The following is a 16,271-nucleotide window of genomic DNA, read 5'->3' as shown; positions in this document are numbered from 1 at the left end:
TGACGGGGTATCGGATGACGCCGCAGTCCACCTTTCTGATCTTCGCCCCGATCGCCAAGGGCCGGGTCGAGGAATTGCGTGCCCTGCTTGCCACGATGACGCTGCGGCCGGGCCTTGCCGACCCCCAGAACGCGCTGGTGCCCTTTGGCCGCTTCGACAGGCTGCATGTCGCGCGCCTTCTCGTCGTCGAGGTCGATACATGGCGCGATATTCAGACGGCCTATGGTACCCCGGCCGAGCAATTCCCCGCGCATCTCGCCTTTCTCGGTGATATAGACGGCGATCGGGAAAGCTTCCTCGCCCAGCTCGTCGAACTGGCCGGCGAGGGGTTGCGGCGCATCTTCTCGCTCTGCGAAGGCTTTCGGGCGGAGGACGACCTGCTGGGCTGGATGCGCAGCAAAAACGTCGAGGAGGCCGCCAATTACGTCAACACCCGCGGCCGCACCGTGCTGCAGGTGCACGAGGAAGACAGGCTGCGCCGCGCTCTCGCCGCAGAGCTTCCGGCGATCGTCGCCCGGATAGGCGAAGCCGACGGCCCCCGCCTGCATCGCGAACTGGTGGCCTTCGTCGCGGATGAGCAGCGTTCCGGCCGGCTCGCGCTGACCCCGGAGGCGCCGACACCACTCGGCCGCCGCATCAGCGGTGCCGCCGATCTGATCGGCGTGCCATTGGTGCTGCTCATGCTCAGCCCCGTCACGGTGCTCGCCTTCCCATTTCTCCTTCTTCGCCTGCGCCAGCTCGAGCGATCGGACCCCGAGGTGCTGCCGCGCCCGGACGACACCCGCCTTGCCTGGATCGCGGAATTCGAGGACCATGACGTCACCAACCCTTTTTCAGCCGCCGGCGACCTCAAGCCGGGGCTGTTCCGCCGCTCGGCGACAGCGTTCTTCCTGTTCTTGCTCGGATGGTCGGCGCGGCATGTCTTTGGCCGTGGTTACCTGACCCGGGTGCAGTCCATTCATTTCGCGCGCTGGGTCTTCTTCGACAAGCGGCGGCGGGTGCTTTTCTTCAGCAACTACGATGGCTCGCTTGAAAGCTACATGGATGACTTCATCAACAAGGTCGCCTGGGGCCTGAACCTGGTCTTCTCGAACGGCGTCGGCTATCCGTCCACCCGCTTCCTGCTGAAGGGCGGCGCCGAGCAAGAGGCGAAGTTCAAGCGCTATCTCCGCAATCGTCATCAGGCGACGGATGTCTGGTACAAGGCCTATCCCGGCCTCGCGGCTTTCGATCTTGCGGAAAACACCCGCGTCCGTCGCGGGCTCGAGAAACGGCCGGTCGGCGCGCGGGCGCTTCGGCACTGGCTCGCGGGCATCCGGCGATGAAGGGCAGGGCGATGCCAGCGGTCGATTTTGCGGATATCCAGGGCCTTGCCCGCTTCGGCCACGGACGGCTGAGGGCAGCCGAGTTCCTGCTGCTCGAGGTGGCAGCGCCTGATGCCGCCCGCGCCTGGCTGCGCAGCGCGCCGCTGACGACGGCGCAACTGCGCGAAACGCCGCCGCAAACCGCGCTGCAGGTCGCGCTGACCGCCGATGGGCTGCGCGCCCTCGGCATCACCGAGGCCACCGTCTCGCGGTTCCCGCAGCCCTTTCTTGCCGGGATGGCGGGCGAGGCGAGCCGCTCGCGGCGGCTGGGGGATGTGGGCGATAACGATCCGCTAAACTGGCAGTGGGGCCGGCCCGCGCCGCATGTCTTGTTGATGCTCTATGCCGCCGAAGGTGGCCTTGATGCGCTGATGGCCGAGCTGCGCGACACGAATTTCGACACCGGCTTTCGCGTGATGCGCAGATTGCCGACCGGCATCGCCCGCGGCATCGAGCCCTTCGGCTTCGTTGACGGCGTCAGCGAGCCGGTGATCGACTGGGATCAGACCTTCACCACCGATCTGCACCGCAGGCTCGGCTATGCGAACATGCTGGCGCCGGGCGAGTTGCTGCTTGGATACCCGAACGAATACCAGGAGACTGCCCCGGCGGTGCTGGCCGAGGCCGCGCCCGGTCAGCGGGCCACCGATCTTGCGCGGAACGGCAGCTTTCTGGTGCTTCGTCAACTTCACCAGGACGTGCGAGGTTTCTGGCAGTACCTCGACCGCGTGGCCGGCGCCGATCCGGCGCAGCGTGATCGGCTGGCCTCGCTCATGGTGGGCCGCCATCGCGACGGCCGTGGCCTGATCCCCGACCACGAGAATATCCCGGGTGGGCGAAGCGGTAACAACTTCACTTATTCCGGGGATGTCGACGGAAATGTCTGCCCGGTCGGCGCCCATATCCGGCGCGCCAACCCACGGACGGGCGATCATCCCGCCGGGGTCAGTGGCCGCTGGTCCTGGCTGATGAGCACGCTGGGTTTCCGAAGGCGGCGGGACGGGCTGGCCGGACGGCACGACCTCGTGGCCTCGTCGCGTTTCCACCGGCTGGTTCGCCGGGGCCGCGAATACGGCAGCAGGCTCAGCGTCGACGAAGCGTTGCTGCCCGGTCCAGACGAAGAACGGGGCATTCTCTTCGTCTGCCTCTGCGCCGACATCGTCCGCCAGTTCGAGTTCGTGCAGGAAGCCTGGCTCTACAGCGCGAGGTTCGACGGGCTGGGCGGTGAGCGCGATCCCCTGACGGGCGCCCGCACACCGCTTCCCGATGGCACGATGACCGACCATTACAGCGCGCCGCGGCTGACCGGCTTGCCAGAACGGCTGGAGGGCCTGCCGCAATTCGTCACGGTGCGGGGCGGTGCCTATTTCTTCATGCCCGGCATCCGGGCGCTGCAGTTCATTGCCGGTGCGTAGGAGGCGGTGATGTTTGAGTTCCTGATCCCGTTGCGTCGGCTTGCCCATCGCGGTCTGGAAGTCGGCCTGCACATCGAGCGCCGATTCGAGCCGTTCTTCCGCCCGCAGCTCGACCGCCTAACCCGTGAGCCATTGGCGAAGCTGGTCCAGCACCTGAAGAACCGCAACCGTCCCGATCTCGGTCTTGGCCTTGCCGAAGAGAAACTCTTCGACTGGGAAGAACAGGCGCTGCAGGACATCATCGACGAGATGCGCGAACAGATGAACCTGCACTTCCAGCCCGGCGCCTACGAGCGTGGCGGCAATACCAAGACACACGGCCTGGTCCGCGCGACCTTCACCGTCCGGCCGGGCCTTGCCGAGAACCTGCGGAGGGGCGTTTTCGCAGTCGAGCGCAGCTATCCCGCCTATATCCGCTTCGCGGGGCCCGGGCCGGACGTACCCGAGGACATCCGCGATGTCGGCTTCGGATCAATGACCGTAAAGCTGATGGACGTGCCGGGCGAAAAGCTGATGGACGAAGAAAAGTTCACGCAGGACTGGCCTGCGGTCGTCACGCCGACCTTCGTGACACCGAACGTGCGCGAGAATGCCAAGCTGCAGTACTGGAGCACGATCGACGAGCCGCTTTGGTACTTTCTCAACCCGAAGGACCTGCATTTCCTTGATTTTCTCATGCAGGGGCTTTGGAATCAGACCCAGTACAACCCGCTTGGCCAGCGCTATTACAGTTGCGTGCCTTACCTGCTGGGCGAGGGACAGGCGATGCTCTATTCCTATCTGCCGCTGAGCAAGGTGGGGATGGACATCCCCGGCGTCCCGTTTGGCCGCGTCCCGCCGAACTATCTTCGCGACAACATGGCGCGGACTCTGCGAGAGACGGATGTCGACTTCGATATGCTTGTGCAGATCCAGACCGATCCTCACCGCATGCCGATCGAGGATGCCTCGATCCGCTGGCCCGAGGATCTCTCACCTTGGGTGCCGGTCGCACGCATCCATATCCCGAGGCAGGATTTCGACAACCCGGAGATGATGAGCCTCAACCGCAACCTGAAGTTCAACCCGTGGCATTCGCTTCGTGAGCACCGGCCACTTGGCAACCAGAGCCGGGCGCGTCGACGCTTGTATCAAGAACTATCGAACTTCCGCCAAATCATGAACCGGGTCGACCATGTGGAGCCGACCGGCACAGAGTTCGGTTCCGGCAAAGTTGCGGTTGACCAATCGCAGATGCCTGAGGTTCGACAGCGGCATGAACCGGGCAGCCCTGACGCGGTTGATCCATGAAAGGGTCGGGAAGCGCCCCGTAAACTGCATCTTGAAGGTGTTCGTCGTCGAATGATCTGGCACAGCCGCATCTGTCCCTTTCACGCAAAGTCGCGGACCCGGGCTTGGCCTGCAGCCCGATCATGGTTCTGACCCCCTTCCGGCCCTTGGCGGACAGTGGATGCCGCCGCGCCCCGGCTGGGCCGAGCGGCGGCACCGGGTCATCGGGTTTCAAGCTCGGTTTCAAGCAGTCCCAATCCGGGGGCCGAGATCGCCCGACCTTCGACCCAATAGCCTCGGTCGAGCACCTCACCCATCGCCCGCTGCGTGCCGTCGAGCGCGTATTCATCCGTCCGCACGGTAAAGCTCTCACCTACAACCGCATCCAGTTCGCCGGTGGTATGCACCATGAAGGTCGAGGGTGACCAACCCAGATCCTTGATCAGCACGTCGATTTCCTTGCCGAAGTATTTGCCGTTGCTGAACTTGATGTAGACATAGCCGCGCACGGTCACCTTGGCGGTGAACGGCACATGGTATTGCGCCTCATTGACGATAAAGGACGACACCAGTTTGCAATGCGGCGGCACAAAGACCTGCGTGGAATAACTCCATCTCCGCGCCGTGGACTGCGTCTCGGTCTCGGTCACGCTCGTGCTCATCTCGACGGTGTTTTCGGTGCCGCTGCCGAAGGGAATTTTCGCGGTGAACTTGCTGCTGACCTTCAGGCCCGCCGTAAGGCTCCAGGTATAGGTGTCGGTTGTGGTCTCCTCGACAAGAAATGTCTGCACATTCTGCACCGAAGTGTTGTTTTCCCAGTCGGTGTGATAGACGCCCCTCGGGATGATCGCGCCGGGCAGAACTTCCCCGAACACCAGCTCCTGCGTCTGGATGCGCATCTTGGACTTTGAAGGCACATAGGTGCCTTTGCCGTCCTTGGGATTGTTGATTTCGGCCCAGTGACGCACGCGCTCGCCGACGACTTCAAACGGATCAATCATGTCATTTTCCTCAAACTGGTTTTGGGTTGGTATCGCTAAGTCGCGGCGACACCGCTGCCGGTTCAAAAAAAGATTGGAAAAATTGCGATCGCGGGCGGACCGAGACTTCTCGCTTATCGTCCCCCCGAGTTCCGGCGTTTGACAACCTGGGCCCGCAGGACGTTTTTCGATGTATCGGATGGGGCGGGATCTCGGTGCGCTGCTGCACCCTCATGAGATCCCTTGCGCCTGTCGAGGTGTCGCAGGAAATGATCCTGCAGCTTGCAGCCGGTCTGCTTCCCGGCGATGCCGTCGAAGCGCTTGATGAGCACGGGCCGCGGAAAGGCAACTCCCCGCGGCGACTGTGGCCAAGATCAGAAGGCGCGCGAAAGCGTCAGCGTGGCCTCGCGGCCTTCGCCCTGGGCGCAGCCGTAACCCGCCGAACTACAGGTCGAGTAATAATCCTCGTCGAAGAGGTTCGTGACATTCAGCGCAACCGAATAATCATCCCAGTCGTAATGGACGGCCATGTCGGCCAGCAGATAGGAATCGACCTCGCGCGAATTGGCGTTGTCGGCCCAGGTCTTGCCGACATAGCGCAGACCGCCGCCCAGGCGCAGGCCCTCGACCGCGCCCTTGAAGTCGTACTGCGCCCAGATCGAGGCCGAATGCTCGGGAACCAGGGCCGGTTCATTGCCCTGATCGCCATCCTCGGAGCTTGTCACCTTGGCGTCGATATAGCTATAGCCCGCGATCAGCGAGAGCGCCTCGGTCAGCTGGCCGCGTGCCTCAAGCTCAAGCCCGCGATGGCGAACCTCGCCGGTCTGGATCTGGAAACCCGGATTGATCGGGTCCGAGGTCAGGACATTGCTTTTCTCGATATTGTAGAGCGCCGCCGCCAGTTGCAGTTGCGTGCCCGCCGGTTGATAGCGCAGGCCGATTTCAAGCTGCTTGCCCTCGGTCGGCTGGTATTGCTCGCCGCCAAAGGTCTGGCCGATATTCACGGTAAAGCTTTCGCCATAGCTGGCATAGGGCACGAAGCCATTGCCCAGATCCCAGGTCGCGCCCAGCATGCCGGTGGTGGCGTTGTCCTTCTGGTAGCTATCCATGCCCCAGAGGCGGTCTTCCGTCTCGTTCTCGATCCATGACCGGCGCAGACCCGCGGTAACCGTGACGCCATTGCCGAAGCGGATATGATCCTGCGCATAGAGGCCTTTTTCCAGCACCTCGGTCCGGGCGTCGTTGAAGGCTCCCGGCTCGGCGACAGGCTGGTCGAAATTCAGCGCAGCCAGTGGAATGACATAGCCCGGATCGGCATAGCCCATGCTGCCATCGCGGATCTGCTTGCTGACATCGACGCCGAAGGTCAGGACATGCTCGGCATTGCCGAAGCGACCGCGATATTCCAGTTGGTTGTCCAAGGCCCAGTAGCGTGCCTTTTCGTCCACGGTGAAGGCGGTGTAATTCAGGTTCGCGGGCAGCGGCGCGCTGGCATCCAGACCGCTGGAATAGAGGTGGTTGTAATCCGTGCTCTGGCGGGCGTAGCGGAAGTTCTGCCGGATCTTCAGGCTCTCGTTCACCTCATGCTCGGCCTGCCAGCCGATGCTCGCCTGTTCGGTCTGGAACTTGTTCCAGGGGTGAATGCTGTTCAGGAAATCATAGGGCAGCGTGCCGCCCGAAGTGTCGTAGTCCTCGCCCGCGACGGGGACCATGACATTGGGCATCATGTTGTCCTTTTGCCAATTGGCAAGGAAGGTGATCGAGGTCTGATCGGTCGGTGCCCATGTCGTGCTGAAGGCCAGAAGGTTGCGGTCGTCATCCGAATTCTCGATCTGGTTCGCGCCCTCGCGGGTCAGCCCGGTCAGACGCCAGGACAGGGTCTTGTCGGCATTCACATCGCCCCAGTCGACGGCCAGTTCCGCCGTGTCATGCGAGCCATAGGACAGCCGCGCCTCGCCCAGATGGGCAAAGGTCGGGCGCTTGGTGATCATGTTCACCATGCCCGCCGCGTCGTTCGAGCCGTAAAGCACCGAGGCCGGACCCTTCAGCACGTCGATGCGCTGGATCATGTAGGGATCGACCTTGAAGCCGGTGAAGCTTTGCGCCTTGTTGATCAGCCCATCGCGGAAGAGGCCGTAAACGCCAAGGTCGAAGCCGCGAATGCTGAACTGGTCGAAACGGTCATCCATCCCCCAGGGCGAGGCGACAATGCCCGGGATATAGGCCAACGCGTCCTCGATCTGGACGGGGTCGCGATCCGCGAGTTCCTGTTCGGTCACGGTGTTGACCGTCATCGGAACTTCGGTCACGGGCGCGCCGGATTTCAGCCCGGTCGCCGTGGTGGCGACGGTATAGCCCACGCCGCCCGAGATCGGTGAACCCTGACCCTGCAAGACGACGGGGTCCAGCGTGACGTTTTCCTGCGCCAATGCGGGCAGGGCGGTCAGAGCGGTGGCGCTGAGCAGAAGGGCCAAGCGAGGCCTGCTTGAGGCGATGGGGAACAGGGAAATGTTCATGATGATCCGGCCATTGATGCGCGGCGCCGGACTCCCGGAAGGGACGGCGCGAGGGGAAATGAATAGCGGGAGAGAGGGCCGCTGATTGCTGCCGGGGTTGCGCGAGCCGCGCTGCCTAGGTTTTCACGCTTCTGTGACCCTTGGCGGGTCAAGTCAAGGTGTCAGATCCGTTGATGTACCGGGATTTCCGTCTGATGCCGCTGCCAGCAGCCTGGTCAGAGGCTCCAGAGCCCATTCAATCGACAACGGCGATTGGAAGGCCATCGCGCCCATCATCTCGGGGCTGGCCCAGATCGCGCGACCCTCGCGGGCGGCACGGGTGTTCTGCCATGAGGGCAGAGCCTTGATCGCGGCGCGCGAAGGGGCCTCGACCAGCCAGAACAGCACATCGAGGTCAAACAGGTCGAAACGCTCGGGACTGATCTGGAAGCGGTCCGAGCCGCCGACCATCTCGTCAAAGACCGGTGGTGTCTTGATCCCGAAACTGTCCAGCAGCCGGTTCGCGCCGTCCAGACTGCGATAGCCGACGATCTGCCCGTTCTGGAAATAGGCCGCCGTGCCCGACAAGCCCCGAAACTGCGGATGCTCGGCAACAGCGGCATCGACCTTGGCGCTGATGCGGTCGATCACGGCCTCGGCCTGAGGTTCGCGCCCGGTGGCTTGCGCGATCAGCCGCAATTCCGCGTCCCACGGCCCGCCCCATAGCGGATAATCGGCGGGCGGTCCCAGCACCGGCGCGATCTGGGAAAGCTGCGCGTAAAGCGCCGCATCCATTGGCGCGAAACTGGCGACGATCAGGTCGGGCTGCATTTCCCAGACCCATTCCACGTCGATCTCGAAGCCCTTCTGCACCTCGGGTTCTGCGCCGACCGCCTTGCGCGCCTCTTCGGCCCAAGGCCCGGTCGCATAGGGATGGCCGCCAAACCAATCATGCACGCCGACCGGCGCAAGGCCGAGGGCATAAAGGAAATCCTGCTCGTGATAACCGACCGAGACGATGCGCTGCACCTTGTCTGGGTCGACCGTCGTTTCGCCGAAGCCGTGGCGCAGGGTGATATCCTCGGCCGTGGCAGGCAAAGCAAGGGCTGCCAGAATGGCAAAGGTCAGCAGGCAGCGCAGCATGGCATCTTCCGTCGGTTCAGGTGCTGCCTTGCGCCGCTGCGCTGGGTGATCTTGGGCTAACCTCTGTACAGTGATCGGTCAAGCCGCTTGACCACGCCGTTCTGCCCTGCAATCAGGCGCAAAGGGCCAGCCGTCGCCAGCCGCCAAGAATATCCCCAACGGAGCCCGGTTTGCGACTTCTGCCCCGCCTGTTTGCGCTATGGCTTGCCGTTCTGGCAGGGCTTTTCGCCGCGCTTTGCCTTGGGGCACAGGATTATGCGCCGCGCGTTCTTTGGCAGGCCGTGACGTCTTTCGACCCCACCGAACCCGCGCAGGGCATCATCATGGGCATGCGCCTGCCGCGCGTGCTGGCGGCGCTGATGATCGGCGCGGCGCTTGCCGTCGCGGGGGTGGTGATGCAGGCCATGGCGCGCAATCCCTTGGCCGATCCGGGCCTGACAGGGGTCAATGCCGGGGCGGCGCTGACCGTGGTGCTGGGGCTTTTCTGGCTGGGCGCGCTGCCTCAGATGGCGGTCGCAGGCCTGGCATTGGCGGGCGCGGCAATGGCGGCGATCCTGGTGCGCTACCTTTCCGGCCGCGGCGACAATATCCTGCGCCTGCCCTTGGCCGGCGCGGCGCTGTCGAGCCTTTTCATGGCCCTTGTCGCGCTGATCGTGCTGACCCAGCCCGAGGCGCGCAATGTCTACCGTTTCTGGATGGTCGGATCGCTCGCCATGGCGCAACTGCCCGCGCTGGCGGTTCTCGCGCCTGTCGCGGGCCTCGGCATCCTGCTTGCGGCATTGGTCGCGCGCCAGATCGAGGCGCTGATGCTCGGGGCCGAGATGGGCGGCGCACTTGGCCTGAATGTCGGGCGGGTCATGGGACTTGGCCTTGCCTCGGTCGCGCTTTGCGCGGGCGCGAGCGTCGCCATTGCCGGGCCGGTCGGCTTCATCGGCCTGATCGCGCCGCATCTGGCGCGGCGTGTCCTGCCACAGGCCGGTCTGACGCAACAGGTCGCGCTGGCCTGTCCGATCGGTGCGGGGCTTGCGGTCTTTGCCGATCTGGCGGGGCGCTGGTTCGCGCGGCCCTCGGAAGTGCAGCTTGGCCTTGTGCTCGCGATGCTGGGCGCGCCCATCTTCATGGCGCTGATCCGCCGCATGATCCGCGAGGGCGCATGAGGTATCTCGGGCTGATCGTGCTTCTGCTGGCGCTGGCCATCCTGTCGCTTTCCGCCGGGCGGACGTGGCTTGCGCCGTCCGCGCTTGCACAAGCGCTTCTCGACCCCGAGGGCGCGGGCCGCATGATCTGGAACCTGCGCCTGCCGCGCCTGCTGGTCGGGATGATAGCCGGGGCGGGCTTTGGCCTTTCGGGCCTCGTCTTCCAGACGCTGCTGCGAAACCCGCTGGCCTCGCCCGATGTGATCGGGGTGACGCAGGTCTCGGCCTTCGGTGCGGTGGTGGGACTGTTCCTTGGCGCTCCGGTCGTACTTTGCGCCTGGGCCGGAGGCCTGGCCGCCGTCGCCGCCTTGGGCTGGCTTGCCGCGCATCCCCGCCAAGGCATCGAGACGCGGGCCGTCGTGCTGCAAGGGCTGGCCCTTGCGATCTTCGCCGCAGCCGGAACCGAGGCGCTGATCCTGCGCATGGGCGACAGCAGCGCGGGGATGGCGATGACATGGCTCAGCGGCACGCTGAATGGGGCAGGCTGGTCCGAGATCCAGCGCGGGCTCTTGTTTGCCCCGCTGCTTCTGCCGCTGTTGTTGTCGGGGAGGGTGTTGGACCGCTTGGAACTGGGCGACGATCTGGCCCGCGCGCTTGGCTTGCGGGTCGGGCTGCTGCGAGCCGGGCTTGGCCTTGTCGCGGCCCTTGTGGCGGCTGGCTCGGTTGCCCTTTGCGGCCCGATGAGCTTTGTGGCCCTGGCCGCTGGTCCGGTTGCGCGAGTGGTCGCCGGTGGCCGCCCCAGCCCTTTCGCCGCCATGCTGACCGGCGCGGCTTTCGTGACCTTGGCCGATGTGCTGGCCCGCGCCATGGCCCCGACGGCCCTGCTGCCGACCGGGCTTTATACGGCCCTGATCGGTGCGCCGGTCCTGATCCTGACCGTGCGCCGGATGGCGCGAAACTAAATGCACGCGCCGCGAAGCTAGAGGCGAAAGGACGACAATGCCCTTCGAGATCCGCGACCTTTCGATCCATCTCAGCGGGATGCCCGTGCTGCATGGGCTGGATTTCGCGCTGCCCTCGGGCGGGATCACCGGGATCATCGGCGCGAATGGCTCGGGCAAGACGACGATGCTGCGCGCCATGGCGGGGCTTTTGCCCCCCGAAAGCGGGACGGTCTTGCATCAGGGTCGAGACATTGCGGGGTTGCCGCCACGCGCCCGCGCCCGCCGCATCGCCATGCTGCCGCAATCCGCCTCGGCCCCGCCCGGCCTGACCGTTCGTCAACTGGTCGCGCGGGGACGTACGCCATGGATGCGGCCGTTTCTGCCGATGGGGCCCGCGGATCGTGCTGCGGTCGATCGCGCAATTCACGCGGTGGGTCTGGTCGATCTTGCCGCGCGGCCCGTGGACAGCCTGTCGGGCGGGCAGCGGCAAAGGGCCTGGATCGCGCTGGTCCTTGCGCAGGAATGCGACACGATCCTGCTGGATGAGCCGCTGAACTTCCTTGACCTGCCGCATCAGGCCGAGCTGGTCGGGTTGCTGCGGGACTTGGGCAGAACGCGCAGCGTCGTGATGATCCTGCATGACCTGACCATCGCCGCCCGCACCTGCGATCAGGTCCTTGCCCTGCGCGAGGGCCGGTTGGTGGCCATCGGCCCGCCCGAGACCGTGTTGTCGCCGGTGCCATTGCGCGAAACTTTCGGCATCGGCTTCGAATGCAGCGCGCTTCCGGATGGCAAACCGGTGGTTCTGCCGGCAGGCCTATGAGCGCAGGCCGAAGACCCAATGCAGCGCCCGGTTCACCGCGACGGGCAGGACAGACATATGGGTCTCTCCGGCATATGTCTCATAGACCGCTGTGACGCCGGGCAGGCGGTTCAGATCCTCGGCCATCTCGCGCGCGGCGTCCGAGGTGCGTTCCTTGGCTTTGGCCGCAAGCCGTTTCCCGGCATCCTCGGCCTCGCGCTGAAAGGGGGCGAGCAGATCACCTTCCCATTCCCCGGCGGAAAGATGCACGCGAATTTCGCGCCCTCCGGGATCGAAGGCGTCGCGATGCGCGAGAAGGAAACTATCCTCCCATGTGATCGAGGGACTGGCCGCGATCCAATGGGTAAACGCATCGGGGCGGTTGAACATCAGCCACAGCGCGAAGAGCCCGCCGAAGGAATGCCCGAAGAGTCCCTGTTGCGCCGGATCAAGGCGTGTGAGCGTGGCCAGAAATGCACATACATCCTCAAGGATGAAACGCGCGAGCTCCGCCCCGCCACCGGTCCTGACTTCGGGCGTGCCGGGCCAGAAGGGCGGATAGGTTGCGCCGGGAGGCGGGCCGAGATCCCAGCTGCGTCGGAAGGGATCATAGGCGTCGTCAGTCGGGTAGCCGATGGCGATAAGCGCGCCTTGTCCCAAGTTTGTGCCCGTGGGATAGGGGGCCTGCGCCCGCATTGCGTCAATCGCCGTGGCAATGACTGCGTTGCCATCGGTCATGAAGAGCGCGGGCCAGCCTGCCCGTGGCATCTCACCGGGCGGCAACCACAGAAATACCCGCCGGATCACGCCGTTTGCCGTGTCCGTCAGGTCGAACCATCGCAGCCCCGCATGGCCAATGCCTTTGGCGGTGACACCCGGCATGATCGGTGAGACAGAGAGATCCATGACGTTTCCTATGGGGCACCGCGCCCGCGATCTGCGATAATCTCCACCACTCGCGGCGGCAAGGAGAGATGGAAGAACGCCTCCTCCATGCGCCCCTTTGAAGCTCTGCCCGAACGCGAAATCTACGCGCTGCGCCGATGCCCCGACGTGCAGATCGCCGCGAGCCGGGCGCGGATCGGCGGTGGCAGGAGACGTGCCGAGGACACGCGCGGAAGGCTCATTTCCGCGATGGTCCGATCCTCGCCGTAGAGGGTTGCGAACTCGGCATAATTGTCGAAGACCCGGCGCGTGATGTAATCCACATAGGTCTCGGCTGCGACGCCGTTTGCCACGATGATCTCATGTCCTTCCGTCTCGACATGATAATAGGTGATGCGGTCGGGCAAGTTGCAAGACGGCTCGTAGGCAATGGTGCGACCGTTCACCAGAGCACTGGCATTGATGGCAATACCGTCGAGGATGAGCGCGTGATCGGCGGTCAGGACAAGGTCGCTATGCGGAATGCCCCCACCCAGGGCACCGGCCCGCACCCGAACCGGAACGAAACGTTCGGTTGGGGTGAAGCGCTTGTCCACCGTCTGCCGCCCGATCCACCTGACCGGGATGCTTCGCCCGTCATCCGTCATGATGAGATCACCGATCCGAAGGGCTTCGACGGCGGTTTCGCCAACCGGTGTTCTGACAAGCGTTCCCGCCGCGAAGCAGGTGACGAAATCACCCGCCGATGCCGCGTTGAATTCGACATCGTTCGTGCTGACTTCGTTTGGAAGATCGCTGAGCGAGGTTGCCGAGATATAGGGGCTGACAAGATAACCGCTGTCGGGATTTCCGTCTATGGTGACGACCGGATAGACGTGGCCGTTATAAGTATAGGTGCCGATGAAGCGGACGGCATTTCCGTCGACGGTGCCGACGATCTCTCCATCCTGGAAACTGTTATCGGCGGAATCGCCGTCATCCAGTGTGCCTTCGACGTCATATGTTGTGCCGTCCCCGAAATTGAGGCTGTTGCCACTTCTGGTGAACGCGATGATCGACAGGAAATCAAACTGTGCCATGGGTCTCTACTCGTTTCTGATCGGTTTGGCCTGCGAGGGCTCAAGCGTGAGCAGCATGCGGGAGGGGTCGGGCAGTGTGACCGATATGGACTGTCGGAGGAAAGGATCGGTCCGAGATAGTCTGGTCGGTCCCGGCCTGTCATGCAAGTCTTCAGGATTGAAACTGCCGAGGAAAGCAGCCTTGCTGCGCTTTGGCGCAATAGGCTTCGACTGATCGAGTTTCCCCAAAAGGATCGGTCGGCCACGAGTGCCAGAATGGCCATGGCCGCGTCCGCCGCGACGCCAAGCCCGACATCGCCCTGACCCAAGGCGAGATAGATCCTTTGACGCAGATCGGTTGTTCCGATCAGCGCGACGATCACCAGCATCGAAAACGCATAGAGGATTGTCTGGTTGAGACCGAGAAGGATCGTGGGTGTGGCATATGGTGCGCGAACCTCGCGCATGATGGCGCATCTGGTCGCTCGGCAGGCGGTGGCCAGCCTCGATCAGCTCGTCTGGCGTGGAGGTCAGCCCTTCATGCGTGTAGCGGATCATGGGGACGATCGCGCGGCGGCCGCCCAGCCCAGGGACGCCACGGCAAACAGGACGAAGGGCCAGGCAAGACGCGCAATGCCGACCTTCAAAACACCTGCCGCGATCAGCAGGACCATCGCCGGAATGAACCGGCCGCGCCACGCGAGGCCACCCGACAGCAGGGCAATCGCGGGGGCATAGGCCAATGCCGGGCCAGGCCCCCAGACGAAGCCGCAGGTCGTCGGCATGATCGCATGATCCGGCCCGATCCGAAGGGGCAACTGGGGCTGACGAGAGGCTGGCGCGATACCTCACGCCTAGCCAGCCAGCACACCGCAATCAGAAAGCCCTGGGATCAAACAGGGTCGGGCTGGCGACGGCTCCACCTTGCCGGCTGCAGCCCGGTCGCGTCGCTGGGGAGATTGCGCGAAATGCCACGCGACATTGTTGCGGCTGGGCCGCCAAGACCCTATCCTGTCAGCTGGGATAAGTTTACAACATCTGCACATGCCGCTTTCGCTTGCCATCATCGGCGATGACCTGACCGGGGCGCTGGACGCCTCAGCCCCCTTTGCTTCCCGAGGGTTGGCCGTCGCAGTCGCGCTTGGCCCTCAGCATGTCTCAACCGCGCTGTCCGGCGACCCAGATGTCATCGCGGTGACGACGGAAAGCCGCGAGATTTCGCCGCAAGCCGCCCATGACGCGGTGCGTCGGGTCATCGGGGCACTGCCAGCGGTTCGCATCCTGAAAAAGGTCGATTCCCGCCTCAAGGGCAATATCGAGGCCGAGCTTTCCGCGTTTGAGTTCGGCTGCGCCCTCGCTGCCCCGGCGATACCTGAATTCGGGCGGATCGTGCAGGCGGGGGCGGTCACGGGCTTCGGCATCGACGCGCCGATCCCGGTTCGTGAACGTCTGGGCATCCGCGCGGCGCCGGTTGCCGTCCCGGATGTCACGACCGTAGCCGAGATGCACGCGGCGCTGGATGCCGCAGGGGATGCCCTGCTCATCGGGGCGCGCGGGTTGGCCGATGCGCTGGCGGAGCGCATGGTGGCCTGCGCCCCGCGCAGGATCAGATGCCTGCCGGGACCGCAGGCGCTTTTCGTGCTTGGCTCCCGCGATCCGATCACGCTGTCCCAGGCCGACCTGCTGCGCGACATGCCGGGAACGACCCGAGTCGTTGCGCCGAACGGCATCTTCCGGGCCACGCTTCCCGATGTTCCACGCTTGCTGCTTCAGGCAGTGCCCGGATCGGAACCGCGGAACGCAGAGGAGGTTTCCGCGGCCTTGGCGCGCGCCGTCGTGCCCCTGCTGCGGCCGGGTTTCGGGACCGTGCTGCTGAGCGGGGGCGCCACGGCTGCCGTCTGTCTGCGCGCGGCCGGGGCGGATGTCCTGAGGGTGCGTGGCGAATGCCTGCCGGGCCTCGTGGTCGCCGAATGGGAGGGATCGACCGTGATCACAAAATCCGGTGGCTTCGGAGAGCCTGACTGTCTGACCCGCATCGCCGCGATGGTCGGGACTGCCCGAGCATGACCGGCGCGCGGCAGACCTCCCGCAAGAGCCTTGCCGATCTGGTTTTCGAGCGGATCCTGCGTTCGATCAAATCCGGGGCCTTCGCCCCGGACGAGCGCCTGCCGACTGAACACGATCTGGCGGCCGAGTTCGAGGTCTCGCGTCCGATCATCCGCGAGGCGCTGCAACGGCTGCGCGAGCAGGGGCTGATTTACTCGCGGAGGGGCGCGGGCAGTTTCGTGCGCTCGACCGGCCTCAAGCAACCCCTGGGTTTCGGTCAGCTCGAAAACGTCGCCGACCTGCTGAACTGCTACGAGTTCCGCATCACGATGGAGCCGGTCGCGGCAGCCTGCGCCGCCGAGCGCCATGAGCCCCAATCGCTGGACCGGATCGGTGCCGCGCTGGAGCTGATGCGGGATGCGACCAACCGGCAATCGCATCGCGAGGATGCCGATTTCCAGTTCCACCTCGCCATCGCGCAGGCCAGCGAAAACAGCTATTTCTCGACCGCGATGGAGGCGCTCAAGGACCATATCGCGGTGGGCATGCGCTTTCACGGCGCCTCGGTCAAGCGCGAGGCCACTGGGCTGGCGCGGGTTTTCGATGAGCATGACCGCATCTTCCGCGCGATCCGTGGCGGCGAGGCGGCGCTGGCGCAGCAATTGATGCGAGAGCACCTGATCGGGTCGCGCGAGCGCCTCTTCGAACGCAAGAAACCGGTCTGACCGCGCCGC

The 16,271-nt window shown here is 64.7% G+C and carries 14 protein-coding genes; 8 read left to right on the top strand and 6 right to left on the bottom strand.

Annotation, left to right across the window (positions count from 1 at the left end; genetic code table 11):
- Positions 1–14: 14 nt before the first annotated feature.
- The 3 genes from RGQ15_RS19735 to RGQ15_RS19725 are packed head-to-tail and all read left to right on the top strand — an operon-like array spanning position 15 to position 4,069.
- Positions 15–1,325 (top strand): hypothetical protein, encoded by a 1,311-nt coding sequence (locus tag RGQ15_RS19735; RefSeq protein WP_311162527.1) that lies wholly within the window; start codon positions 15–17, stop codon positions 1,323–1,325.
- A gap of 11 nt (positions 1,326–1,336) precedes the next feature.
- On the top strand, positions 1,337–2,779 hold the full coding sequence (locus RGQ15_RS19730; RefSeq protein ID WP_311162526.1) for a Dyp-type peroxidase: 1,443 nt from the start codon (positions 1,337–1,339) through the stop codon (positions 2,777–2,779).
- 9 nt (positions 2,780–2,788) lie between these two features.
- Positions 2,789–4,069 (top strand): catalase family protein, encoded by a 1,281-nt coding sequence (locus tag RGQ15_RS19725; protein WP_311162525.1) that lies wholly within the window; start codon positions 2,789–2,791, stop codon positions 4,067–4,069.
- A 200-nt stretch (positions 4,070–4,269) separates the two neighbouring features.
- Here RGQ15_RS19725 and RGQ15_RS19720 read toward each other — a convergent pair whose 3' ends face one another.
- From RGQ15_RS19720 to RGQ15_RS19710, 3 genes are all read right to left on the bottom strand, one after another.
- Complete coding sequence (locus tag RGQ15_RS19720; protein WP_311162524.1) at positions 4,270–5,049, bottom strand: ETX/MTX2 family pore-forming toxin; 780 nt, start codon at positions 5,047–5,049, stop codon at positions 4,270–4,272.
- A 353-nt stretch (positions 5,050–5,402) separates the two neighbouring features.
- A complete protein-coding gene (locus RGQ15_RS19715; RefSeq protein WP_311162522.1) occupies positions 5,403–7,502 on the bottom strand; it encodes a TonB-dependent siderophore receptor in 2,100 nt (699 codons plus the stop codon).
- Between the two features lie 195 nt (positions 7,503–7,697).
- Positions 7,698–8,666, bottom strand: coding sequence for an ABC transporter substrate-binding protein (locus tag RGQ15_RS19710; RefSeq protein ID WP_311162520.1), 969 nt, complete (start codon positions 8,664–8,666; stop codon positions 7,698–7,700).
- Between the two features lie 170 nt (positions 8,667–8,836).
- On the opposite strand from RGQ15_RS19710, the gene RGQ15_RS19705 reads away from it, so the two are divergent.
- From RGQ15_RS19705 to RGQ15_RS19695, 3 genes are read left to right on the top strand one after another with little or no spacing between them, the layout of a single operon-like run.
- Positions 8,837–9,823 (top strand): FecCD family ABC transporter permease, encoded by a 987-nt coding sequence (locus RGQ15_RS19705; RefSeq protein WP_311162518.1) that lies wholly within the window; start codon positions 8,837–8,839, stop codon positions 9,821–9,823.
- Positions 9,820–10,764, top strand: a complete 945-nt coding sequence (locus RGQ15_RS19700; RefSeq protein WP_311162517.1) for a FecCD family ABC transporter permease — start codon at positions 9,820–9,822, stop codon at positions 10,762–10,764. The genes RGQ15_RS19705 and RGQ15_RS19700 overlap by 4 nt, the downstream gene beginning before the upstream one ends.
- A gap of 37 nt (positions 10,765–10,801) precedes the next feature.
- Entirely contained in the window at positions 10,802–11,569 is a 768-nt protein-coding gene (locus RGQ15_RS19695; protein WP_311162516.1) for an ABC transporter ATP-binding protein, read from the top strand.
- Here RGQ15_RS19695 and RGQ15_RS19690 read toward each other — a convergent pair.
- The 3 genes from RGQ15_RS19690 to RGQ15_RS19680 form a co-directional block, all read right to left on the bottom strand.
- Complete coding sequence (locus RGQ15_RS19690) at positions 11,564–12,454, bottom strand: alpha/beta hydrolase (RefSeq protein WP_311162514.1); 891 nt, start codon at positions 12,452–12,454, stop codon at positions 11,564–11,566. The two genes, RGQ15_RS19695 and RGQ15_RS19690, sit on opposite strands and share 6 nt — an antisense overlap.
- Positions 12,455–12,576: 122 nt before the next feature.
- Positions 12,577–13,512, bottom strand: a complete 936-nt coding sequence (locus tag RGQ15_RS19685; protein WP_311162512.1) for a Hint domain-containing protein — start codon at positions 13,510–13,512, stop codon at positions 12,577–12,579.
- A gap of 533 nt (positions 13,513–14,045) precedes the next feature.
- Entirely contained in the window at positions 14,046–14,276 is a 231-nt protein-coding gene (locus tag RGQ15_RS19680; RefSeq protein WP_311162511.1) for a hypothetical protein, read from the bottom strand.
- A 259-nt stretch (positions 14,277–14,535) separates the two neighbouring features.
- Between RGQ15_RS19680 and RGQ15_RS19675 the strand changes: the two genes are divergently transcribed.
- Complete coding sequence (locus tag RGQ15_RS19675; RefSeq protein WP_311162510.1) at positions 14,536–15,558, top strand: four-carbon acid sugar kinase family protein; 1,023 nt, start codon at positions 14,536–14,538, stop codon at positions 15,556–15,558.
- Positions 15,555–16,262: a FadR/GntR family transcriptional regulator gene (locus RGQ15_RS19670; protein WP_311162508.1), complete on the top strand. Its 708-nt coding sequence runs from the start codon at positions 15,555–15,557 to the stop codon at positions 16,260–16,262. Before RGQ15_RS19675 ends, RGQ15_RS19670 begins: the two co-directional genes overlap by 4 nt.
- Positions 16,263–16,271: the final 9 nt, after the last annotated feature.

This window comes from Paracoccus sp. MBLB3053 (assembly GCF_031822435.1).
Lineage (GTDB): Bacteria > Pseudomonadota > Alphaproteobacteria > Rhodobacterales > Rhodobacteraceae > Paracoccus > Paracoccus aurantius.
Note: the sequence above shows the minus strand (reverse complement) of the source record. Positions and strands in the feature narration are given on the sequence as shown.